22 protein-coding genes are annotated in these 23,016 nt (G+C 34.1%); 5 read left to right on the forward strand and 17 right to left on the reverse strand.

Annotated elements, in window-relative coordinates:
* Positions 1-29 precede the first annotated feature (29 nt).
* The 11 genes from IEV10_RS12025 to IEV10_RS12075 form a co-directional block, all read right to left on the reverse strand.
* Positions 30-947, reverse strand: a complete 918-nt coding sequence (locus IEV10_RS12025) for a helix-turn-helix domain-containing protein (RefSeq protein ID WP_188374973.1) — start codon at positions 945-947, stop codon at positions 30-32.
* 20 nt (positions 948-967) lie between these two features.
* The gene (locus IEV10_RS12030; protein ID WP_188374974.1) at positions 968-1,723 is read right to left on the reverse strand and encodes an SDR family NAD(P)-dependent oxidoreductase; all 756 of its coding nucleotides are present in this window, start codon (positions 1,721-1,723) and stop codon (positions 968-970) included.
* A 262-nt stretch (positions 1,724-1,985) separates the two neighbouring features.
* Positions 1,986-2,579 carry a DUF4276 family protein gene (locus tag IEV10_RS12035; RefSeq protein WP_188374975.1) on the reverse strand — a complete coding sequence of 198 codons (594 nt, stop codon included), beginning with the start codon at positions 2,577-2,579 and terminating at the stop codon, positions 1,986-1,988.
* Positions 2,572-3,783 (reverse strand): AAA family ATPase, encoded by a 1,212-nt coding sequence (locus IEV10_RS12040; RefSeq protein WP_188374976.1) that lies wholly within the window; start codon positions 3,781-3,783, stop codon positions 2,572-2,574. Before IEV10_RS12040 ends, IEV10_RS12035 begins: the two co-directional genes overlap by 8 nt.
* A 230-nt stretch (positions 3,784-4,013) precedes the next feature.
* Positions 4,014-5,378: a serine hydrolase domain-containing protein gene (locus IEV10_RS12045; protein WP_188374977.1), complete on the reverse strand. Its 1,365-nt coding sequence runs from the start codon at positions 5,376-5,378 to the stop codon at positions 4,014-4,016.
* Positions 5,379-5,601: 223 nt separating this feature from the next.
* Entirely contained in the window at positions 5,602-6,606 is a 1,005-nt protein-coding gene (locus tag IEV10_RS12050) for a DUF4097 family beta strand repeat-containing protein (RefSeq protein WP_188374978.1), read from the reverse strand.
* Positions 6,607-6,643: 37 nt separating this feature from the next.
* On the reverse strand, positions 6,644-7,267 hold the full coding sequence (locus tag IEV10_RS12055) for a HEAT repeat domain-containing protein (RefSeq protein WP_188374979.1): 624 nt from the start codon (positions 7,265-7,267) through the stop codon (positions 6,644-6,646).
* Positions 7,264-7,797, reverse strand: coding sequence for an RNA polymerase sigma factor (locus tag IEV10_RS12060; protein ID WP_188374980.1), 534 nt, complete (start codon positions 7,795-7,797; stop codon positions 7,264-7,266). Before IEV10_RS12060 ends, IEV10_RS12055 begins: the two co-directional genes overlap by 4 nt.
* 111 nt (positions 7,798-7,908) lie before the next feature.
* On the reverse strand, positions 7,909-8,850 hold the full coding sequence (locus IEV10_RS12065; RefSeq protein ID WP_188374981.1) for an NAD(P)H-dependent flavin oxidoreductase: 942 nt from the start codon (positions 8,848-8,850) through the stop codon (positions 7,909-7,911).
* A gap of 51 nt (positions 8,851-8,901) precedes the next feature.
* A complete protein-coding gene (gene mnmA, locus IEV10_RS12070) occupies positions 8,902-10,095 on the reverse strand; it encodes a tRNA 2-thiouridine(34) synthase MnmA (RefSeq protein ID WP_188374982.1) in 1,194 nt (397 codons plus the stop codon).
* Positions 10,096-10,208: 113 nt separating this feature from the next.
* Positions 10,209-10,919: a toxin-antitoxin system YwqK family antitoxin gene (locus tag IEV10_RS12075; RefSeq protein WP_188374983.1), complete on the reverse strand. Its 711-nt coding sequence runs from the start codon at positions 10,917-10,919 to the stop codon at positions 10,209-10,211.
* A gap of 56 nt (positions 10,920-10,975) precedes the next feature.
* On the opposite strand from IEV10_RS12075, the gene IEV10_RS12080 reads away from it, so the two are divergent.
* Entirely contained in the window at positions 10,976-11,995 is a 1,020-nt protein-coding gene (locus IEV10_RS12080; RefSeq protein ID WP_188374984.1) for a fasciclin domain-containing protein, read from the forward strand.
* 415 nt (positions 11,996-12,410) lie between these two features.
* On the opposite strand, the gene yidC is transcribed toward IEV10_RS12080, so the two are convergent.
* Together yidC and pyrG are read right to left on the reverse strand one after the other, a co-directional pair.
* Positions 12,411-14,330: a membrane protein insertase YidC gene (gene yidC, locus IEV10_RS12085; RefSeq protein ID WP_188374985.1), complete on the reverse strand. Its 1,920-nt coding sequence runs from the start codon at positions 14,328-14,330 to the stop codon at positions 12,411-12,413.
* Between the two features lie 95 nt (positions 14,331-14,425).
* Positions 14,426-16,042 (reverse strand): CTP synthase, encoded by a 1,617-nt coding sequence (pyrG, locus tag IEV10_RS12090; RefSeq protein ID WP_188374986.1) that lies wholly within the window; start codon positions 16,040-16,042, stop codon positions 14,426-14,428.
* Positions 16,043-16,199: 157 nt separating this feature from the next.
* Between pyrG and IEV10_RS12095 the strand changes: the two genes are divergently transcribed.
* From IEV10_RS12095 to IEV10_RS12110, 4 genes are all read left to right on the forward strand, one after another.
* Positions 16,200-17,258: a helix-turn-helix domain-containing protein gene (locus IEV10_RS12095; RefSeq protein WP_188374987.1), complete on the forward strand. Its 1,059-nt coding sequence runs from the start codon at positions 16,200-16,202 to the stop codon at positions 17,256-17,258.
* A gap of 74 nt (positions 17,259-17,332) precedes the next feature.
* Complete coding sequence (locus IEV10_RS12100; RefSeq protein WP_188374988.1) at positions 17,333-17,686, forward strand: hypothetical protein; 354 nt, start codon at positions 17,333-17,335, stop codon at positions 17,684-17,686.
* A gap of 28 nt (positions 17,687-17,714) precedes the next feature.
* Positions 17,715-18,185 carry a YHS domain-containing (seleno)protein gene (locus tag IEV10_RS12105; RefSeq protein ID WP_188374989.1) on the forward strand — a complete coding sequence of 157 codons (471 nt, stop codon included), beginning with the start codon at positions 17,715-17,717 and terminating at the stop codon, positions 18,183-18,185.
* Between the two features lie 27 nt (positions 18,186-18,212).
* Positions 18,213-18,566: an SPW repeat domain-containing protein gene (locus tag IEV10_RS12110; protein WP_188374990.1), complete on the forward strand. Its 354-nt coding sequence runs from the start codon at positions 18,213-18,215 to the stop codon at positions 18,564-18,566.
* A 67-nt stretch (positions 18,567-18,633) separates the two neighbouring features.
* On the opposite strand, the gene IEV10_RS12115 is transcribed toward IEV10_RS12110, so the two are convergent.
* From IEV10_RS12115 to guaA, 4 genes are all read right to left on the reverse strand, one after another.
* Positions 18,634-18,858: a DUF3820 family protein gene (locus tag IEV10_RS12115; protein WP_188374991.1), complete on the reverse strand. Its 225-nt coding sequence runs from the start codon at positions 18,856-18,858 to the stop codon at positions 18,634-18,636.
* Positions 18,859-19,404: a DUF922 domain-containing protein gene (locus tag IEV10_RS12120; protein WP_188374992.1), complete on the reverse strand. Its 546-nt coding sequence runs from the start codon at positions 19,402-19,404 to the stop codon at positions 18,859-18,861.
* Positions 19,405-19,486: 82 nt separating this feature from the next.
* The gene (locus IEV10_RS12125) at positions 19,487-21,409 is read right to left on the reverse strand and encodes a muramidase family protein (RefSeq protein WP_188374993.1); all 1,923 of its coding nucleotides are present in this window, start codon (positions 21,407-21,409) and stop codon (positions 19,487-19,489) included.
* Between the two features lie 38 nt (positions 21,410-21,447).
* The gene (guaA, locus tag IEV10_RS12130; protein ID WP_188374994.1) at positions 21,448-22,983 is read right to left on the reverse strand and encodes a glutamine-hydrolyzing GMP synthase; all 1,536 of its coding nucleotides are present in this window, start codon (positions 22,981-22,983) and stop codon (positions 21,448-21,450) included.
* Positions 22,984-23,016 lie beyond the last annotated feature (33 nt).

The following is a 23,016-nucleotide window of genomic DNA, read 5'->3' on the forward strand; positions in this document are numbered from 1 at the left end:
CAAAAGTAGCGGTTTTAAGCTTAGAATTTTTAATTAAATGCTTTCCTAAACTCTAAAGGTGACATCTCCGTTTTATTTTTGAAGAGTTTTGAAAACGAGGCCGCTTGTTCAAAACCTAGACTATAGGCAATCTCGCTCACCGAAAGTGCTGTACTGGATAATTTTAGTTTGGCCTTTTCTATTAGTTTATTGTGTATGTGTTGCTGGGTGCTTTGACCAGTAATAGATTTTAACAAATTACTCAGATAATTAGGTGATAAATTAAGGTGTTCCGCCACAAAGCTTACCGTTGGCAAACCTTTATCGATTAGATTGTCATTATTAAAATAGTCCGTAAGCAGTTTGTTTAATTGCTCCGAAATCTGATGATTAGCTATTTGTCTGGTGATGAATTGCCGCTCGTAAAACCGATTGGCATAATTGAGTAGTAGCTCTAATTGAGAGACAATAATTTGCTGGCTAAACTTATCAATGTTAGCTTGATACTCACGCTGAATATTTTTAAGCAAATCTTCCATCATGGTTTCCTCTTTTTCGGATAAAAAGAGCGATTCGTTAACACTATAATTAAAAAACTCATAGCGTTTAATGGACTCTGCCAACGATGTGTTCCATAAAAAATCTGGATGCACCAGTAATAACCATCCTGTTGGTTCTTTTGCTTTTACATTAGGGTTGCTTTCCAAACTCATGATTTGATGTGGTGCAATGAATGTCATCACACCTTCATCAAAATCATATTCTTGTTGCCCGTAGAAAAACTTATAAGGGATATTGCGTTTTAAGCCAATGGTATAATAGTCCTGTTGCCATCTCAGCGTTTCGATGTTATCGACGTAGTTTACTTTGCTGTAATCTACCAGACTAATCAGTGGATGTTCTGGTGAAGAAATATTTGCCAGTTTATGGTAATCGGCTACTTTTTTAAAATGCTTTAAGTCTTTCATTTCCGTAAAATTAAATAAAACTAGACTAACATTCCGCCAGACACCTCAATACGCTGTCCGTTAATCCAACCTGCTCTGTCCGAACATAAAAAGGCAACGGTACCACCGACATCTTCTGGCTCTCCTACTCTACCTAAGGCGGTGATGCTAGAGATGATGGCTGCTTTTTCCGCGTCTTTATTGCTGCCTCCAGCAAAGTCCGTAGCTATGGCTCCTGGCGCAATAACGTTAGCTGTAATTTTACGCTCGCCCAATTCTTTTGCCAAGTAGCGTGTAAAGACTTCGATAGCGCCTTTCATGATGGCATAAGACGACATCCCTGGCAAGCTAAATCGTGCCAATCCGCTAGAAATATTTATAATACGCCCGCCAGTATTAATATATGGTAGAGCAGCTTGGGTTAAAAAATACACGCTTTTAAGATGTACATTCATCATTTCATCGAACTGCTCTTCTGTGGTATCAGCAACCCTATTAAAGGTGCCTGTACCGGCATTGTTGACTAAAAAATCAAAGTTTGGACTCCCAGTTTCTTCTTTAAGGTAATTGGTCGCTTGTTCTATAAATGCTTGGCCACTTTTATAATCGTTAGCATTAAACGGAAAAGCCACCGCTTTTTGCCCTAAAGCTTCAATCTCTGAAATGACTTCATTGGCTTTTGTGGTGTTAGTATTGTACGAAAATATAATATCTACACCATCTTTTGCGAGATTAAGCGCCATATCACGACCTAATCCTCGACTTCCTCCTGTAATAATTGCAGTTTTTTGACTCATTTTTTGTTTGTGTTTTAATTACAGTACAAAGTTGAGTCTTATCTATGAGCACTATTTGTCTAAATCTATGAAGGTCTTGTCCAAATCTATGGTTTGGTAATTTTTAGATGGATTTGGAGTTACGCTTTGCGGTTTTGTGTATGGCTAGTAGAGGATTTCAAGCACTAACTTTTCGGTTAAACATAAACCTCATTTTATATTTACTTTCTTTCGTTTTAGCGATTAAACTGCTATTTTTTATATACGTTGTTGGGCGTAGTATTTAATATGAATAGGTATTTATTTTTTCTTCGAATTCTTTGAATGATACACACTTCTTTCTTATTTTTTCTAAATCTAAACTTGCGGATAGTAAGTTGTTGTGCTTTGTATTCAAGTATATTTTTGATTTATTGGAACATTGAAATACAAAATCCTCTAATTTTTCCTTTGGTGAAGTGACAGTCTCAGGGTTTCCTTTTATATTGGGTATTCTCTTTAGGCCAAATGCATTTTTTATTCCCTCAGGGTCACTCAAAAACCATCCCTCTATTTCTTCGATTGGAATGCAAACAAATTTATTTTTTGCATTACTCATATTAATTGTCTGATTTAGTTCAGTCCTCAGGGTCTTTAAATCATTTCTGTCTAAATCGTGAACTAAAATAATTAAATCACAGCCTTTATTGCTTAGAACGTTTGCATAACTTACAGCTTTTCTTTTCATTTTACCGCAACCGTTTCCAATAGCCTTTTTAAACGTTAAGTTATTTTTTTTTATAATACGGCTAATGATAATTTTTAGTGAGGTAAAATCACTATTATCTTCAACAATTAAACCTATTGCCTTAATTTTCGTTTTTTTACTTTTACTCATAGTCAAAGCCACCTTCTTTCCAATATTCACCTAAATTCCCCTCACTTTCTAAATAATCTTTTAGAACTCTATATTCGTTTGCGGACAGGGTCTTCGATATAGAAGTTACTTTGGTGCCAAAATCAAATTCTTTATGAACCAATAAAATATTTTCAGGGCTAAGCATATCAAGCACATAATCTGAATGAGTACTAATAATTATTTGTTTATATCTAGACTGCTGTATGATTAGTTGTAGTATACTACTAAGTAAACCGTGATGAATACAAACTTCAGGTTCTTCTATAAGTAATAATTCGTTCTTATCATTTAGAATATAAAATACTAAGGCTAATGTTTTAAATGTTCCCTCTGAGAGTTGATTAGGCGATAACGTAAGCCCATCTACTTTAACTGATGGTATAATTATACTTTTCTTATTTTCAATTTGTTGAATTTTACCTCCAGTCTTTACTTTATATGAACTGCTCGGAATTGTATGGTCGCTAAAGTTTATGTCTTCAACAAGTCCAAGACCGTTAAGTCCTACTGTGTTTAAAAACAGCTCAAAGTTTGAATTCGAACTCTTATAAGCTTTGTATAAGTCATAGACAAATTGTTGATGTATTTTATTTCCTTTTACATTTCGAGAACTTATCCTATAATCGTCTAATTCGATTGATATTGGACATTTACTTGGGTCAGAAAATTGTGTGGCGCTGTAATAACTAAGGTTAGTTAAACTTTTTATCAACCTTGTCTGATATTTAATTCTATTTGTGCGTATGGATTTGGGTAATTGGTCAAATGTTAATCTGCCACCATCTAGCACATCAATTATTTGATAAATAGTGCCAGAAATCTCATGGTATTTTCTCGAATTTTCACCTTCAATTCTATATTTTACTTCACTATGTAAGACTTTATCAATATTTCTCTCATCTGTTTCATAGTAAAACTTACAGCGAATAAATACAATTTTATCTTCAAAATCTACAACTAAATTTATTTGAGTATTTATTAATTCATCTAAAATGCCATCTTTTATTTCATCGGTAAAGAAAGTTCGGTTATTGTCCATTTCTGTGAAGAGGCGCAAACCATATAAAATATTGCTTTTACCGACACCATTCGCGCCAATTAACGTCATCAAATTAAGAGGTAAACTAAATTTAGTCTGAATACAAGACCGATAATTGTTTATTTCGACATTTAATATTTTCATTCTTGAGTTTTTTTATATTACGCCCAACGATGAGATAAGTTCTGTTTTAATTGAATTTATTGTTAGATAAGCGAAGTTAGTTTTTAAAATACTAATAATCAATACGTAAAAATACGTAGTTTTTAGGGGTAAAACAGGGTTTTTGGAAAAATGGACGTCAAATAAAAAAGTTTCAGCCATTGCCTTGAGCGTTTTGGCAATCACTGAAACTTAGTTTTTAAGTGGATATTCTAATCTGATATTTTTTTACCATTATAACCAACTACTTTTAAATTTGTGACCGAGCCATTTTCAAAAACAAACTCAAAATATGTACCGCTCTTAGAACTAAAAAACAAGGTGTCCGATTCTGGTATTAAAAAGATAGGGTTCTTTACAAGACCTCCTGAAAATTCCAAACCATTATCCTTAATAGAGACTTTAGCTACAGTGTCTTCAGAGAATTGATATAATCCTACATAGCGAGCGCGTTGTTCTTTGGACTGTTCACTATAAGTCCTTAATCTATGATAGATTCCTGGTAAATTGTACTCCTTAGCTATGCTTAAAAATAGTTCTTGAATAATATCATTGCCATTATCTGAATTTACCATAATAGCTACTGAAATAGGATGCGCTTTCCAGATTCTTAGGTCTGATACAAACCCTTCATCAGAACCTCCATGCCCAAATAAATGGTCTACAACATAAGGGCCCATACCTTGGTTATTACCATAATCTGTTACCATTTCATTCACTGTCTGCGCTTTTAAAAATCCATCTTTTTTGTTTTGATAGGTGTCTTGGATAGCTTTTGCCCATAACAGCAATTGAGATGGTGTTGTCCAAAGTCCAGCTGCTGCCATTTCGGGATAAGTATGCCACTTCCCTGGCACTTGGGAACCATCAGATTTATAACCAGCCGCAGCAAGATTGTGATAGGACTTTGGCAATGGGTTTGCGTATGTACTTGAGGTCATCCCAAGTGGGTTGAGTACTTCTTTTTGTAAAATATCCGAGAATTCTTTCTGTTCCGTATCAGATATCATAAGTTGCATCACTGTATAGCCACCACCAGAATAGCCTACCTTTTCACCAGGTTCTCGAAAAACACGTACTGCATCTGTATTTCCTTTACCTTCTAGTACATCTAAAACACTAGGAACCGCATCATTGGTCGAATATCCAGGAAAACCATGAATGGTAAGTCCCGCAGAATGATTTAGCAATCGTCTTAAAGTCACCTTTTCTTTAGTTGTAAATTCATTCTCAGGCACTTTCCAACTTTTTAGATAGTCATTTACATTAGTATCTAAATTTAGTTGACCTTTCTCAACAAGTTGAAGTGCTCTAGTAGCGGCAATAGGTTTGCTTATAGAACCTGCCTGAAATAGTGTCTTTGCAGTCACCTTTTTATTCTGACTAGTATCAGCCATTCCGTAACCTTTGGCCCATTCTACAACGCCATTATTTAAAACAGCAATACTAAGGCCATGAATCTTCAGTTCTTTCATGCGTTCTTCAATATTATAATATTGAATACTAACACTATCGCCATACTTAACCCTTAAATTGGATTGTAAGCCATTCTCTATTCGTGAAATTCGCTCTTCCAAAGCTTTATTTTCACTCTTTTTTTGACCCTTGCAACTCACAAAGAGGCATAGGGTTATGATAACACATAACAAACGCATAATTAAATTTTTTAGTTGGTTTTTGATGAATTATAGGTCACTTCATGACATGTTAAAGCCACCTATCTTTTAGTCTGTAAGAACTACGTAGGACATAAATGAAATTAAAAGTCTAACTCAATAAGCTAGACTTTTTTAGAATATACTAGCCTTTTCTTAGGTAGACACTACCTGAACCTGCATCTATCTTTATTTTGGTCTTACCAGATTTTAATTGAAGCTTCATTTCTTTAATTCCATTTTGTAACGTTTCGTCTAAAACGGTAAAGTCTATATCACTGAGTACACGCTTACCATTGACATCCACCTTTACATCAGAATTCTTTGGTAAGCTAACATCTATATAACCATCGTTACTTACTAGAGAGTATAACTTACTTGGCGAAATTTTATCGAACACAACAGTAATGTTTCCACCAATAGTATTGGCAATTACAGGACCACTAACATTAGCTAAACTTATTGAGTTATAAGACGTTGAAATCTCCGCCTCACCTCTAAAATCATTTAATTCCCAAGGTGTTGAAGTGGTTCTTATAAAAAATGTATTAGAATTTTTCTTGGCACAATCTTCAACATTCCATGATAACTTAATTGAATTTGGAATTAATATTTCATACTTATTATTCCTTTGAAGAAGACTATTATATTGTGTTGTTACATCTTTTTTTGATTTTCCTTTTTTATCCTTAATGAAATATGCAAAACCATCAACCTTGCTTTTATCAGATATACTATAATCATAGTCTTTAATAATTAACTCACCTGGCTTTTCTGTAATATTTAGATATAGATTATCTTCAGGGTTGGCAGACTTATTCCCTAAAGGCTTTAAGCCTTTCTCTAATTCTTTATCTTGAAATTGTGATGACAACAAATAGTAACTCTTTGATAAAGCACCGTCTGATGATTCTTCTAGTGAGTCTACAAACTTATCATCTTTATCTCCAAAGTCATAAAAATAGGAAAAACGTGACTCATTAAGACTCTTTATGATAACTTCATCTCCATCATAACCTTTTATAGTCATGTGAGAGTTTGAGCATATTTTTAATGTTCCTTTATTAAATTTAATTCGTTTTTCTTTTACTTGTGAATTACCAATACCTACAATTAAAAGTAGTGCTATTAGTGTTATTATATTTTTCATTTCTATTCGTTTTTCTTATGTTGAATTTATTTCAGTATTATTGATTTAACATAGCTAATAAGGCTGAAGCGTTACCTTTTACCAACGGTAAAGACTCATTGTCTTCTATAATTTCTTGTAAATTAGGTTTTGCACGCTTTTCTCTTAAGACGGCAACAGATTTTATGAGTTTTAGTTGTACTAAAGGTTCTTTTTCATTTCCTAAAGCTTCAATGAGGTTAGTCCTAACCTTTTGATTATTTGGAAATTTTAAAAGTGCATCAATGACCGCTATTTTAGAATTTGCATCAGAATTTTCTTTTAAAATTTTAAAGAACGCATTTAATATTTTTTCATCTTCTTCCTTGTCTTGATACTCATCTTCTATGTCATAAATAGCTACTAGACGCTCACTATTAGTTTCACTTTCATCCAAAGCTAGCATTAGATTATCTCTAATTTCTAATTGCTGTTGCCTATCATTATATAAAACCCCTAATGTGACTAACAATGCTATACTAGCCGCTACAGAGGCGTATTTAATAAGACTTAAGTGTTTAACCCGACTAGAATGATGCAGCTCATTTTTTAACCGTGCTTCAAAATCTAATGTGATAGCATCAGGCATGACTTGGTCGTCAAATGCTGTTTTATGTTCCTTAATAAATTTCTCTAAACTCATACTATTAGTTTATTTTGCAATTGCTGTTTTAAAAGACACTTACCTCTTACATATTGATTACGTACTGTACTTTCTTTTAAGCCTAATTGCGCAGCGATTTCTCTATGCGAATAGTCTTCAATTAAATACAGTACTATGATGATTCGGTACTTGTCCTTTAATGTATTAATTGCTTTTTTTACTTCTTCGACTTTAAATGTGATGTCTTCATAAGTATCATCGTCTTCTGTCTCTGGAAGTTCATACGATTCTTGTAACCAACCTAACTTCTTTTTTTGTCTTAAAAAATCTAAAGAACAATTGATTACAATACGTTTTAACCAAGGCCCAAGGTTAAGGTCGTTTTCTAACTTAGATATATTTTGAAACGCTTTAATAAAAGCATCATGTACAGTATCCTGTGCATCTTGTGCGTTTTTAATAATCCTAAAGCTCACATTATACAGCATATCCTTGTACATCAGATAGACTTGCATCTGGGCTTTTAGATTATTCTTTTTACATGCTTTTATTAATTCCGGATGTTCCAAAAATTAGTATTCGATTGGTTTGTTTTATTTAATAACGGCACTTTTTGAAAAATGTCTCAAAAAAGTTTTAGTCGCTATTAAATTTATCGAATATTTAAGGAATGTGTACCTCTAAAGTGTGTTGATGTGCTGTTTAGCTATTTCAAACTCAGACACCATATCTTGAACAATTTGAGCTACAGGTTTTATATCGTGTATGAGTCCTGCGATTTGCCCGATTTCTAATTCGCCATCTTCTAAATCGCCTTCAAACATACCGCGCTTGGCACGCGCTCTACCCAAAAGCACTTTTAGTTCATCGACTGTTGGTCCAGTTTTATACAATTCTTGGACCTCGTTATAAAACTTGTTTTTAATTAAGCGTACAGGTGCTAACTCTTTTAAGGTGAGCTGTGTATCGCCTTCTTTTGCATCTACCACAACGTCCTTAAAAGCTTGATGTGCTGAGGATTCTTCACTAGCTACAAATCGACTACCTACTTGTACACCATCTGCACCTAGAACCATACAAGCAAGCATGGCTTTTCCTGTGGCTATTCCGCCAGCGGCAATTAGTGGAATACTTAATTGCTCCTTTACCATAGGAATTAAGGTTAGCGTCGTGGTTTCATCACGACCATTATGGCCTCCAGCTTCAAAACCTTCTGCTACAATAGCATCTACGCCAGCAGCTTCTGCCTTAAGCGCAAATTTGACACTACTCACTACATGTACAATAGTAATTCCGCGCTCTTGCAACCAACTTGTCCAAGTTTTAGGATTGCCAGCAGAGGTAAATACAATCTTCACACCTTCCTCGACAATAATGTCCATAATCTCTTCGATATTAGGATACAGCATTGGCACATTCACGCCAAAAGGCTTGTCTGTTGCCGCTTTACATTTCTGAATGTGCTCACGCAACACATCTGGATACATAGAACCAGCACCGATTAATCCTAGAATTCCTGAATTGCTCGCTGCAGAAGCCAAACGCCAACCGCTATTCCAAATCATTCCGGCTTGAATAATTGGATATTTTATATTGAAAAGTGAAGTGATTCTATTTGCCATTAATCCTATGTATTTAATAGCGTAAAGTTAATGAAAAAGAAGTCTAAATATCTAAGAAATTACACCAGAGCCTAACAGCTCATCATCGATATACCAAGCCACAAATTGCCCTTCAGTAATGGCAGATTGCTTGTTTTTAAACTCTACATACAATCCAGAAGATACTTTATATAATGTAGCCTCTTCTAATGGTTGTCTATAGCGAATACGCGCTTTGACTTGCATGGTTTCACCATCAGCCATAGTTAAATCTTCACGTACCCAATGCAATTCTTCATTTTTAACAAACAACACCGAACGTAATAAACCTGGATGATTTTTGCCTTGACCGGTATAAATGATATTTTCGTCAACATCAGTTTCAATGACAAATAGTGGTTCTTTTGTACCACCAACGGCTAAACCTTTACGCTGCCCTTTAGTAAAATAATGGGCACCTTGATGTTTCCCAACAACCTTGCCTTGAGACACATTATAGGCCATTTTATCGGAATGAAATGCCAACTCGCTAACTTTAGAATCGAAACGAGGAATAGATTTATGATAGGCATCTAATGTTTCAGGAATCTCTACAATAACACCCTCTTTTGGCTTGAGTTGCTGTTGTAAAAATTCTGGAAGTCTAACTTTTCCTATAAAACAAAGGCCTTGAGAATCTTTCTTTCCTGCAGTAATTAAGCCTTGTGCTTTTGCAATATCTCTAACTTCAGGTTTTGTCAATTCTCCAATCGGGAATAATGCTTTAGTCAATTGCGCTTGTGATAATTGACATAAAAAATAGGATTGGTCCTTATTAGTATCTACACCTGCTAATAATTGATGGATGTGCTGTCCATCTTTTTCAAAAGTTGCTTTTCGGCAATAATGACCTGTCGCTACATAATCTGCGCCAAGCTCAAGTGCGATATCCATAAAGACATCAAACTTGATCTCACGATTACAAAGCACATCAGGGTTTGGTGTACGTCCGTTTTCGTATTCCTTAAACATGTAGTCTACAATACGCTCTTTGTATTGCACACTTAAATCTACAGTCTGGAAAGGAATCCCCAACTTATCTGCCACCAACATGGCATCATTACTATCCTCTAACCATGGACATTCATCTGAAATAGTCACAGAATCGTCATGCCAATTTTTCATAAATAGTCCAATAACCTCATAACCTTGTTCTTTTAAAAGGTATGCAGCAACGCTGGAGTCTACACCTCCAGAAAGACCTACTATGACACGTTTGTTTTTCATCTTGTTATATGTTTCGAAATCTATTCGAAAAAACTTGGGCAAAATTACAAAATAAAAAAGGTAATCTTTTGAAGATTACCATTCTTAAAGCTTATCTATAGGATAGTTTAAAACTATTGCTTTTTAAAAATCACTTTGTCATTATCATGGTCCACTTTTCTAACCAGTTCTCCATTCTTATAATATTCCCAAAGACCGATTTTAAGATTAGATTTAAAACTGCCTTTGGCTTGGAGATTACCATCAATATCGTAATAGCTTGTATTGCCATCAAGTTTATCATCCTTATATATGGATTCTTGAAGTAATTTGCCAGATTCTGAATATATTTTTGTTATCCCATTAAGCAAGTCATTTTTGTAATCTGCTACCTCAGCAACTTTACCATTAATAAACATTACGGAACGCTTACCTTCTAACTGACCTTTGGCATTATAATTTTCTTCAATCATAATGTCTTGCGAATTTTTATGAAAGAATACCCATTTACCAATAAAATTTTTGCCATCCATTTTTCCTTGGCTAATCACGTTTCCATTAGATGCCATGAAAGTGACTTGGGCTTCATTATTATCTAGATTAAAAACCTTAACAGCACTTAAAACACTTTTCTTTCTTTTGAGCTTATAATACTTAAATGTGTCTATTTCTTTTCCGTGAAGAAATTTTCCTTTATAACGTAACTGATTGGTTTTTGGGTAGTTTTTTTGCCATATACCGTGCCTTTTACCACTTTCGTCGAACTTATTAATCTCATTTTGAGCAGCTAAAGGTGTTAAAATTATTGTTAAAACAACACCGTAGGCAATTATATGTTTAATCATTTTATATTTTTGTTAAACAAGATGAACAAATTTTATTAACTTTTAAACTCAAAAAAATGAAAATTATTTCAAAGTACTTAAAGTTACTCCCAGTTTTTTTATTGGTTTTAGGATTATCTGGATGTAGCGACGATGATGACAACAACACGCCTGTTCCAAATACAGTGGTAGATGTTGCTATAGCAAATGGTTTCTCATCTCTTGCAGATGCTTTAATCAGAGCTGATTTAGTCTTAACATTAAGAGGAGATGGTCCTTTTACTGTATTTGCACCTGACAATGCTGCATTTCAAGCATTATTAGATTCTAACCCTGCATGGAACTCAATTGATGATATTGAGATAAACCTATTAACCAATGTGTTATTAAATCATGTTATTATAGGTAGCGAAATCCCTTCTTCTGCAATAACAACAGATGGTGTTTATGCAAATGTTGGAGCTACTGGTCCCGGAAATAATAATTTAAGCCTATACGCTAGAAATAATTCTGGTACGGTCGAGATAAATGGTGGATTTGCTTCTACAGCTGGTGCTAATGTTACTGGTGCTGATGTTGCTGCAGATAATGGCGTTATACATGTCATTAATAAAGTATTACTGCCACCAACTGTTGTAGATATGGCTTTAGCAAATCCTGAATTTGCAAGTTTAGTTGCCTCTTTAACAACTGCTGGACAACCAGATTTTGTAGCTACATTATCTACAGCTAATGGAACTATGCCTGCACCTTTTACAGTATTTGCACCAACAAATGCGGCTTTTCAAGCATTATTAGATTCTAACATGATGTGGAATTCTCCTGCAGATATAGATTCAGCTTTATTGACAGAAGTTCTAGAACATCACGTTTTAGCTGGTAACAATGTCCAGTCTGGAGATTTAAACCAAAGTGGAGATACGATGCCTACAACATTACAAGGGCAAACTATTACAATAACATTACCTGGAACAGGTGGAAATATTGCAGATATAACTGATGGTGCTGGTAATGACGCTGGTATTATTGCTGTAGATGTACAAACAGCAAATGGTGTTATACATGTTATAAACGCAGTTTTATTACCTGCAACTTAAAAATTAAAAGTCGAGGCTGATTACCTCATTTTTATATTGATTGATTTAGTTTTTAAAGCCTCCTATTAATAGGAGGCTTTTCTTTTATGATTATAATTTTATGCATAGATTAAGAACATCTTATGATTAAAAATGAATTAGAATTTATCTTTAGAAAAGCAACCGAAAAAGATATAGCTAAATAAAAGAGGGCTGGGCATTGGAAAAGCAGTGTTCAAATGGGCAATACATAGAGCCAAAGAAAGAAACGCCCAATTATTACAATCAACTAAGACAAACAAAGACCAAAAGCTATTAAGTTTTACGAGGACTTAGGGTTTAAAAAATCACACTAAGGCATGAAACTTCATTTTAAATAAAAAAGAAAAGCCACAGCATAAAACTGTGGCTTTTTTAATATCTAAATTATAATAGACTATTTTTTTCTATTACGCTGTTGCATTTGCTTTTGCTTTTCGGCTTGCTCCATCATATCAGCCATCTTCTTTTGAAAACGATTCTGCTTTTTTGGCTTGCTCTTACTCACCTCAATTTTTGCCAATACTTTTTCTTCGTCAATAATGTAGTTTTTAATGACTAACATAATACCAATACTAATTAAGTTAGAAATAAAGTAATACAAACTTAATCCAGAGGCATAGTTATTAAAGAACACCAACATTAATAATGGCGAAAAGTAAATCATATACTTCATCATCTTACTCATATCTGGCATGCCTTCTTGCGGTGGTCCTTGCATCGCTGTTTGTTGGCCAGTTGTCATCTTCATGTAGAAGAAAATAGCTATAGCCGCTAATATTGGAAACAAGCTCACATGATCACCATAAAACGGAATACTAAATGGTAATTCTGCAATACTATCATAAGAACTTAAATCATCCGCCCAAAGGAAACTCTTCTGACGTAAATCAAACGCAGTCGGGAAAAACATAAATAAGGCATAGAACACTGGTATCTGCATTAAACCAGGTAAACACCCACTTAATGGACTTGCACCTGCTTTATTTTGTAATGCCATAGTTTCTTGCTGAGCTTTTAATTTATTGTCTTTGTACTTAGCTCTAATCGCATCTAATTCTGGCTTTAGAATCTTCATTTTTGCCTGAGACAAGAACTGCTTATACTGTACAAAAGACAATAGTATTTTTACCAATACGGTCATCACAATAATAGCGATTCCATAAGGTAAGAATCCACTTAAGAATCCAAATAAAGGAATAAATACGGCCTTATTAATCCATCCGAAAATTCCCCAACCAAACGGAATACTCTCTTCAAGATTTTTGTCATATTCTTTTAAAATCTTAGCATCTGTAGGCCCGTAGTACATGCCCATAGACTTATTAAACTCTCCACCACTTAAAGTCAATGGCATTTTTGAAGCATATAATTTTGTATAAACACTATCTACTTCTTCATCTTTAACCAAGTCTTTAGAAGACATGCTCACCGATGTTAATGGCGAATCTGGTACTAGAATGCTGCTAAAAAAGTGCTGCCTGTAAGATAGCCAATACACATCGGTCACCACCTCTTCGTCATCATTCATTTGTGCGAGCTTATCTATCTTATCGCCATCATGCTGATACGTTAAGCGTGTATATCTATTTTCATAAGATATACTTTGATCATGACTGTAACCCTTAAGTTTCCAGTCTAGATTAATTTCTTGAGAGCTATTAACAACGTTATCTAAACCTTGAGATTTAATAGCGAAATCAATCATATAATCGCTAGGTTTTAACTCGTACCTGTATTCTAAGTAACGTGTTTCTGAAACTTTAAGCTTCATAGACACTACAGTGTTATCGCCACTTTTAGTTATGGTTGGCTGAAAGTATAAATTTTCTGTATTTAAAACACGATTGTCTGTCGTCGAAAAATTGATATTAAAATTGCTATTGCCATCTTTCACCAAATAGATAGGCGCATCATTATGATCTACAAAAGCTTTTAACTTAACCTCAGAAAGGTATCCTCCTTTATTATTAAATTTTAATGCCAACACATCTGTTTCTACTTCTGTAACCGCATCAGTTGCTGATGGTAAAGTAGATGCATATGCAAAAGCCCCTAATTCGTTTTGGAGTGCGACTTGCTGCAAAGAATCTGTAGCTGATGCATTAGAATAATCTTCAGCAGTTGTCACTTTAGTGCTCAATGCTTCTGCTTCTTGTTTTGCTTTTTGTTCTGCAGCTATCTTTTCTGTTTCAGCTTGTTTTTGGGCTTCTAATTCTTCAGGTGTTGGTTGACTTTGGTACAAATACCAAATCATAATACCAAAAAGAAGCACAAAGCCTATGATTGAGTTAATGTCTAATTTCTTTTCTTCCATATGTCTTTTGCCAAAAATGTCGGCGGTCTAATTGATTAGTTATTTTGAATAAACCAAAAAGCTATCCAAAGTCTTAATTATGCCAAACTGGCACATTACTTATTGTTCTTATACGTTAAAGCTGCTGCAACAAATGATACAAAAAGTGGGTGCGGATTGGCAACTGTACTCTTATATTCTGGATGGTATTGTACACCAACAAACCAATTGTGCGAAGGAATTTCTACTATCTCTACCAAACCAGTTTCTGGATTATACCCTGTCGCTATTAAACCTGCAGCTTCAATCTGTGCTTTATAATCGTTATTAAACTCAAAACGGTGTCTGTGGCGTTCTTTTATTTCTGTACGATTATAAGATATATAAGCAAGTGTATCCACTTCAACATTACAATCCCAAGAGCCTAAACGCATAGTTCCGCCTTTGTTAACGACATCTTTCTGCGATTCCATTAAAGCAATAACAGGATGCGGTGTATGTTCATCCATCTCCGTAGAATTGGCATTATCTAAGCCTAAAATATTTCTAGAGTATTCTATAACTGCCATTTGCATACCTAAACAAATACCTAAAAATGGTATATTATGCTCTCTAACATATTTAACTGCATCAATCTTACCTTCGATACCACGTTCTCCAAAACCAGGAGCTACAAGTACACCATCTAGATGACTCAACTTTTCTTGAACATTGTCTTTAGACAAATATTCTGAATGAATAGACTCAACTTTAACCTTCACTTCGTTCTCAGCACCAGCATGGATAAATGCCTCTAAAATTGACTTATAAGAATCTTGCAATTCAACATATTTACCGATTAAGCCAATAGTCACTTCTCCTTTTGGGTTTTTATGGCGCTTTAAAAACTCATTCCAACGACCTAAATCTGGTTGATTGCTTTCTAAATCTAGCTGTTTTAAAACCACTTTATCTAAACCTTCCTCAAGCATTAGGTTAGGAACATCATAAATAGTGGAAGCATCAATAGATTGAATAACGGCCTCTTTCTTAACATTACAAAAACGTGCGAGTTTGGTTTTAATACTATCGCTCAATTCGTGTTCCGTACGACATACCAAAATATCGGCTTGTACGCCGCTTTCCATTAATGTTTTTACACTATGCTGCGTTGGTTTTGTTTTTAATTCTCCAGCTGCAGAAAGGTATGGGACTAATGTTAAGTGAATGACTAATGCATTGTTCTCGCCTAAATCCCACTGCAATTGGCGTACTGCTTCTATATAGGGTAAAGACTCAATATCACCAACCGTTCCGCCTATTTCGGTAAGAATAATATCATAATCACCAGAATTGCCAAGCAACTGTATGCGATGCTTAATCTCATCTGTAATATGTGGAATGACCTGTACCGTTTTACCTAAAAATTCTCCACGACGTTCTTTATCTATAACACTTTGGTATATACGACCAGTCGTTACATTATTAGCTTGAGAAGTAGGTACATTTAAGAAGCGTTCATAATGTCCTAAATCTAAATCTGTTTCTGCACCATCGTCAGTAACATAGCATTCACCATGCTCATAAGGATTTAAAGTTCCCGGATCTATGTTAATATATGGATCTAGTTTTTGAATTGTAGTTCTGTAACCTTGAGCTTGTAGTAATTTGGCTAGAGATGCTGCAATAATGCCTTTTCCAAGAGAAGAAGACACGCCGCCAGTTACAAAAATATACTTAGGATGAGTTATCATGTTGCGCTTTTAAACGCAGGCAAATTTACAAAATTAAATGACTTATTTGGTAATTGTTTTAGGTTTGTTTAGATGAATTAAAGTCATATAAGAACTTGAATTTAACAATCTAAACGACTAAATTCGTTTAGTAGCTAACACGGTTTAATGTTACTCAATGCAAAAAGTTGAAAAATTCTCTCCAGAAATTAATAAGATATACTTTATAGAAAGTCATACACTTATACATATTCTGTCTGGTAAAGGAAGTATTCAAGTAGACTTTAAAAATTATTACGATTGGCAGGAAAAAGCCATTTTTCTAGAAAAAGGACAGTACATTAAATTTCTATCAGATGATTTTACTGTTAGAAAGATTATATTTTCTAATCAGGAGAAGTTTTACGATAGTGACGTTAGGGTACTTTTTAAGCATCTTATTTCGTTAGGTTATATTGATCTATTAGAATGCGAAGAGTGTAACACGTTTCTATCAGAATCTGCATTAACAGATAATTCAGCTGATATAATAGATGTTTCCTCAAAGCAATGGTATTGGCAAAATCCTTTTAAAGCCAATAAAGAAGAATATCAAGTTATTTTTGATACAAAAGAAATTATAGATAAAGAATACTCTAATCACCTAACCGGCAATGATCTGGTAAGTCTTATTAATGACCGTGGTTATAATGCCCAAGCTTTAATAAAAGATAAAATTGGCTTATCTGTTAAAAATTTGATGAGCTCAAAACGCCTCCAAGAAAGTCGAAAACAAGTTGCGTTTACTGATAAAAGTATCCAAGAAGTGTCCTATGAATTAGGCTTCAAAGATGATGCTTACTTTAATCGCGTTTTTAAAAACTCTACAGGACAAACACCAAAACAGTTTAGAGAAAATTTCGATTTTAAAAACAGAGATTTATTTTCTCAGAATATTATAGAACTACTTCAAAAATACCATACTCAAGAACGTTCTCTTGAGTTTTATGCTGATAAAATGAACCTTTCTATAAAAGCACTGTCTAGCAAAGTACAAGCAAAAATGAATACATCTTTAGGTCAACTAATACGTCTCGAAATAATAAATACAGCCAAATTAATGCTGATTGAAGGCCAGCCTATAAATGCTATATCGATACAACTGGGCTTCGAAGAACCTAATCACTTTACACGGTTTTTCAAACATTATTCAGGCATAACTCCTACCGACTTCAAATTAAAAAAGTACAATTCTTAGTCCTTTTTTTGTAGCATTAAAACTTTAATTCTGCTTCATCTTTGCAGTGTAAAAATCACTAAAAACAAAAAAAGATGATAATTAAAGAACAAGTACAAAAAATGGACGCCATAGTTTCACAAGGCGCTATAGTAGATGCTGTGAAAGAATTTTTCGCAGACCATGCAAACACCTCAGATTATGGAAATGGCGGAACAACTGGAAAATCAGAAATGATTGCAAAAATGGAAGGTTTTGCTGGGGCTATCGCTAAAGTAAATGGCATTACGCATCATCACTCAATAGTTGATGGAAATGTATCAGCATCAGAATTTACATTCGATTTTGACATGAAAGATGGTAGTAAAATCTACTGGCACGAAATCATTCGTAGAATCTGGAATGATGAAGGCAAAGTAATTCATGAAGAATATTTCAACGCAGAATAATTTTAATAACACTAAATACATAGAAAAAATGAAAACTTTAAAAACAATAGTATTAGCATTCACCTTAATACTAACAGCATCGTTGTCTGCACAAGATAAAATGGCAAACAACTTAGACAATAGCAATATTGCACTCCAAGGTTATAGTCCTGTATCCTATTTAGACTTAGGACTTGCACAAATTGGTAATAAAAATTATAAGTCAGAATATAAGAAAGTAACATATTACTTTACATCTAAAGAGCAAAAAGCAACTTTTGATAAAAACCCAGCTAAATATATGCCGCAATATGGAGGTTTCTGCGCTTTCGGAACTTATGCTGGTGCTAAATTTAGAGTAGATCCAAACAAATTTATAGTAGAGGATGGAAAGTATTATCTGTACTTAAAAAATGTAGAATTAGATGCAAAGCAATTATGGTTAGCAGAAAACAATCATAGTAAACTAAAGAGCATTGCTGATAAAAATTGGAAAAAGCTTAGTAAAACTCATAATTAAGTGATTGATTATAAATAACTAAAAATCATGAAATTCGTAACCAAAAGAATACACGCCTTTTTAGATTACCCAGTAGCTATTGCTTTGATAATACTACCTTTTTTATTAGGCTTAGGAGACTCTAATTCGTTAGCAGTAACGCTTTCTGTAGCCACAGGAATAGCAGCCTTTATATTGACGCTTTTAACAGATCATCATCTAGGCATATTTAAAGTAATCTCTTATAAAGTGCATTTAATTGTAGATTTTATAGTTGCAATTGTATTCATCGTTGCACCTTTTATCTTTTCATTTGAAGGTATAGATGCATATTATTACTGGATTAATGGCGTTGCAGTACTTACAGTAGTAAGTTTACACAAATCGGAAGCTGCACTTTAAGACCTAAAAACAATGACTAAAGGCGATTTGAATTAAACCTCAAATCGCTTTTTCTTATTTACAAATACTAAAACTCTCGGCGTATCGTATAAATCAATTCTTCCAATCCGTTGATTTTAATATCGTACATCTGTTGCATCATGTCACCTAATTTTCCTTTTGGGAATCCTTTTTGCTTAAACCATGTGTAATAATACTCAGGAATATCAACCAGATATTGATCTTTATATTTACCAAACGGCATTTTGTATTTGGCAAGCTCTATTAAAGCCTCCTTATTACCTGATAACATTTACTGTGTTTTAAAAGCTTCCAGCTTTTTAAGTTCTTGAGCTATTAAAATATTCCAAGCAGTTTGTTTTTCTCTATTTATAGAGTGATTGGTTTCTTCGTCGTATAAGTTCTGCATTTTAGAAGACGCCAAACTTATGGATTTATACAAATCATTGAGTTGGTTTCGCAGACTTGAAGATGCTTTGATTCTACTTATTTGCTCACGAAATTTTCTAGCATGTAATTCCGTTATATCAAAATGCAATTGTTCATGCTTTAATATGTGAGGTGAAGCATCTTCTGGTTTATACCATGATTCTGATGGATAAAACAAACACTCTACGGTGGTAGTAAAATCAGTAATTCTGTCTCCTGTTTTGCCAATAGAGAATCCAAACGTAATCCCAGAAGCTGTTAATGCAGCGGCATCTGTGTTTTGATTTGGTATACCTTTAAAATCTTTCCAAACTAAAGGTTTATTTGCATTCCATGAGAAGGTCTCTAAATCTTCATTTTGGCTAAAAGCTATAGACGTAAATAAAAGGAGTGCGAAAAAAGTTTTCATTGATGATGATTTTCAATTAAAACGATGGCAAATAATTCTTATTGTAATTTAGAGCTTAATGCTAAATCAAAATGATAGAAACTTAATTAACCGCTACAATTTTAAGATTGTCGTACCTAACAATATAAGTTGCTTCGTTTACATAGCCCCCAAATGTCTTCTTGGTATAACGGAATTTGTTCTCAATATACTCTGTTGCCGATTCATCATCAGAATTTGGTAAACCATCATCGTTAGATGCTAAACGCAATAATATATCTAAGGTTAAATCAAACCCACGAGTAGCATATTTACTTGGTGTTAAGCCATATCTAGACTTATACATACTTACAAATCCATTTGCAGCATCCGTATCGTATTGCTTATTAATAGTAGCATAATGAAACTTAAGATTAGACAAATGATAATTGTTGTCTGGGTCTTTACTTTCAAAAGCTCTGCTCTTATCTGTAGTTGTTAAAATGATTTCAATATCGTCAACCGATAGCCCATTTAAAAGACTAATAATACTAGATCCAAAAGACATATCATCTGTTTCTAAGAAAACAATATTCTTACCTTTTTTAAAAAGTCCTTCAAACGTCGTAGGATAAATAAAATACTCATCTTTTCCTTTGTCCTTACCTTTTTTAGTTATCTCAGAAAACAATTGCTTAGCAGCAGGGAATTCTCTTTTAAGGGTATTACTTATTGGCTTATGTTTCTGATCCGCAATAATAACAACTTGAGCTTTGGTACTATCCGTTTTAATATAATTAATCATTTTTTGTGCCAATATCTTTTTATCTGGAATGGTTTGATACACATTTCCTGATACTTTTGAAGGCATTGCTAATGGAGCAAAAACAGGAACAGCATCGCTTCTTACCTCAGCTGCAAAACGGTCGAACGTTTTGGACATCATTGGCCCGATTACGGCATCGTAATCAGAAAAATCTTCGCGACTTGTTATGTTAACAATCTCTGAGGTTCTATTTTCTGTATCAAACACCTTCAAATCGGTAGAAATCCCTAAATGTTTTGCAGAATCTAGAGCCATTAAAACACCAGAATGAAAGTCTAAAGCTGTGCTTAAAACTCTATCAGATTTCATCATAGCTTTTACCTCAGCAACAGAATCTAAATCAATTCTATGCAGCTTAAATGGTAATAATACTGCCAATCTTTTTGTTGAAGTATTCGTAATATTATCTCTTAAATCTGTAATATTATAGTCTTCGTCAGCTACGGTAGTAATTGTCTCTACATCCGAAGGTACTTTAAGTACCATACCTGCTTTTAAACCAGATTCAGCAAGCCCAGGATTCAATTCTTCTAATTCTTCTTGTGTTAAACCCAACTTTACTTTTAGTCTGAAGAACCCTTCCTTTGGTTGTACTTCATAGTAATTAAATGCTGTATCTGTTGTTTTCTCTTCGTTATTTGCAATATTGGGAACATTTAAGGCATCACCTGGCTGTATAACGTCCTTCATATCTGGGTTTAAAGCTTCTAATTCTTGTACTGTAATTCCAAATTTATACGCAATACGCCATTTACCTTCACTTGGCAAAACGGTATACTTCTTTATCGTATTAGATAATGTTTGTTTTGATATTACAGTCTTAAATCGTGGTATTCTAATTCTATCGCCTCGTCTTAAATTTTCAGAATATAATCTTGGATTGGCTTTTTTAATATCATCTTCACTGACATTATATTTCTTTGATAAGCCGTACAGTGTTTCTTTTCGTTTTACTTTATGCTTTTTATAATCAATAACCTCTTTAGACGCTTCAACTATTGGGTCATTTTTTACTTTAGAATTTGGAATAATTAAAGTTGTATTTGGTCCAAAATTAGTTTTAGCATCTGGATTTAATGCCAGAATATCGAAAGGTGTTACCAAATATGCTTTAGCTATACTCTCTATAGTTTCACCAGTCTTTACTTTATGCGTCTTATAATTTTGTGCGTTAAGACTAATAGTAAAAACGGAGAGTAAGATGATTAAAAATTGCTTCATAACTATTTAAAAAATTAGAACTTAAAATAGTTCATTTTCTATTCCCATTCTATAGTTGCTGGTGGTTTTGAACTGATATCATATACAACTCTATTTACACCTTTCACTTTATTTATTATCTCATTTGAGGTTTTCTGTAAAAACTCATAAGGTAAATTTACCCAATCTGCCGTCATACCATCAGTACTTTCTACAGCTCTAAGTGCTACACATTTTTCGTAAGTACGCTCATCTCCCATCACACCTACACTATTAACTGGTAGTAATATTGCACCAGCTTGCCAAACCTTGTCATACAAATTCCAAGAACGTAGATTATTAATAAAAACAGCATCGACTTCTTGTAATATACGAACTTTCTCTGGCGTTAGATCTCCAAGAATCCTAATAGCCAATCCAGGTCCAGGAAATGGATGACGTCCTAATAACCCTTTGTCCATATTCATAGAAGCCCCAACACGTCTTACTTCATCTTTAAATAATGCCTTTAATGGCTCAACCACTTTAAGTTTCATAAAATCTGGCAATCCACCAACATTATGATGACTCTTAATTGTTGCACTTGGTCCACCAGTTGCCGATACACTTTCTATAACATCTGGATAAATTGTTCCTTGTGCTAACCACTTCACGTCTTTAATCAAGTGTGCTTCATCATCAAAAACCTCAATAAACATAGCGCCTATGGTCTTTCGTTTCTCCTCTGGGTCACTCTTTCCTGCTAAGGCTTCCAAAAAGCGTGCCGAAGCATCTACACCCTTAACGTTAAGCCCCATACCTTCGTACTGCTTGAGTACATCGGTAAATTCATTTTTACGTAACAAACCATTATTTACAAAGATGCAATACAGATTTTCTCCAATTGCTTTATGTAATAACATTGCTGCTACAGAAGAATCTACACCTCCTGATAAACCAAGAACGACTTTATCGTTTCCTAATTGTGCTTTAAGCACATCAACTGTTTCGTCTACAAAAGCATTTGGTGTCCAATCCTGATTAAGTCTCGCAATTCTTACAAGAAAATTTTCGAGTAATTGCTTTCCATCTGTGGTATGATAAACTTCAGGATGAAACTGAATAGCATAAGTATCTTCGCCTTCAATTTTATAAGCAGCGTTTTCTACATCTGCTGTACTTGCTAGTAAAGTGCCTCCAGTAGGCAATTTCTTAATGGTATCACTATGACTCATCCAAACTTGACTGCCTTCTGATATGTTTTCAAAAAAAGCTTCGTCTTCTTTTACAAAACCTAGATTTGCACGACCATACTCTCTTGTATTGGATTCTGCCACTTCTCCACCAGAAAAGTGTGCTAAATATTGTGCACCGTAACAAACGGCTAACATTGGTTTTTTTCCACGGATATTAGACAAATCTGGATGAAGCACTTCTTCACCTCTCACAGAGTTTGGACTACCCGATAAAACGACAGCTTTAAAACTGTCAGAATCTGAAGGAATTTTGTTGAATGGATGTATCTCGCAATAGATGTTTAACTCTCTAACGCGACGCGCAATAAGCTGTGTGTATTGCGACCCGAAATCTAAAATAAGGACTTTGTTGTGTTGCATGCACAAAAATAGAAATAGATTTTAGATTGGAAA

The organism is Winogradskyella haliclonae, from assembly GCF_014635865.1.
GTDB lineage: Bacteria > Bacteroidota > Bacteroidia > Flavobacteriales > Flavobacteriaceae > Winogradskyella > Winogradskyella haliclonae.

Bases quoted from the DNA above. Each gene is read 5' to 3' on its own strand.
- IEV10_RS12025 (WP_188374973.1), bottom strand. From the start codon at position 947: ATGAAAGACTTAAAGCATTTTAAAAAAGTAGCCGATTACCATAAACTG.
- IEV10_RS12030 (WP_188374974.1), bottom strand. From the start codon at position 1,723: ATGAGTCAAAAAACTGCAATTATTACAGGAGGAAGTCGAGGATTAGGT.
- IEV10_RS12035 (WP_188374975.1), bottom strand. From the start codon at position 2,579: ATGAGTAAAAGTAAAAAAACGAAAATTAAGGCAATAGGTTTAATTGTT.
- IEV10_RS12040 (WP_188374976.1), bottom strand. From the start codon at position 3,783: ATGAAAATATTAAATGTCGAAATAAACAATTATCGGTCTTGTATTCAG.
- IEV10_RS12050 (WP_188374978.1), bottom strand. From the start codon at position 6,606: ATGAAAAATATAATAACACTAATAGCACTACTTTTAATTGTAGGTATT.
- IEV10_RS12055 (WP_188374979.1), bottom strand. From the start codon at position 7,267: ATGAGTTTAGAGAAATTTATTAAGGAACATAAAACAGCATTTGACGAC.
- IEV10_RS12065 (WP_188374981.1), bottom strand. From the start codon at position 8,850: ATGGCAAATAGAATCACTTCACTTTTCAATATAAAATATCCAATTATT.
- mnmA (WP_188374982.1), bottom strand. From the start codon at position 10,095: ATGAAAAACAAACGTGTCATAGTAGGTCTTTCTGGAGGTGTAGACTCC.
- IEV10_RS12075 (WP_188374983.1), bottom strand. From the start codon at position 10,919: ATGATTAAACATATAATTGCCTACGGTGTTGTTTTAACAATAATTTTA.
- IEV10_RS12080 (WP_188374984.1), top strand. From the start codon at position 10,976: ATGAAAATTATTTCAAAGTACTTAAAGTTACTCCCAGTTTTTTTATTG.
- yidC (WP_188374985.1), bottom strand. From the start codon at position 14,330: ATGGAAGAAAAGAAATTAGACATTAACTCAATCATAGGCTTTGTGCTT.
- pyrG (WP_188374986.1), bottom strand. From the start codon at position 16,042: ATGATAACTCATCCTAAGTATATTTTTGTAACTGGCGGCGTGTCTTCT.
- IEV10_RS12095 (WP_188374987.1), top strand. From the start codon at position 16,200: ATGCAAAAAGTTGAAAAATTCTCTCCAGAAATTAATAAGATATACTTT.
- IEV10_RS12100 (WP_188374988.1), top strand. From the start codon at position 17,333: ATGATAATTAAAGAACAAGTACAAAAAATGGACGCCATAGTTTCACAA.
- IEV10_RS12105 (WP_188374989.1), top strand. From the start codon at position 17,715: ATGAAAACTTTAAAAACAATAGTATTAGCATTCACCTTAATACTAACA.
- IEV10_RS12110 (WP_188374990.1), top strand. From the start codon at position 18,213: ATGAAATTCGTAACCAAAAGAATACACGCCTTTTTAGATTACCCAGTA.
- IEV10_RS12115 (WP_188374991.1), bottom strand. From the start codon at position 18,858: ATGTTATCAGGTAATAAGGAGGCTTTAATAGAGCTTGCCAAATACAAA.
- IEV10_RS12120 (WP_188374992.1), bottom strand. From the start codon at position 19,404: ATGAAAACTTTTTTCGCACTCCTTTTATTTACGTCTATAGCTTTTAGC.
- IEV10_RS12125 (WP_188374993.1), bottom strand. From the start codon at position 21,409: ATGAAGCAATTTTTAATCATCTTACTCTCCGTTTTTACTATTAGTCTT.
- guaA (WP_188374994.1), bottom strand. From the start codon at position 22,983: ATGCAACACAACAAAGTCCTTATTTTAGATTTCGGGTCGCAATACACA.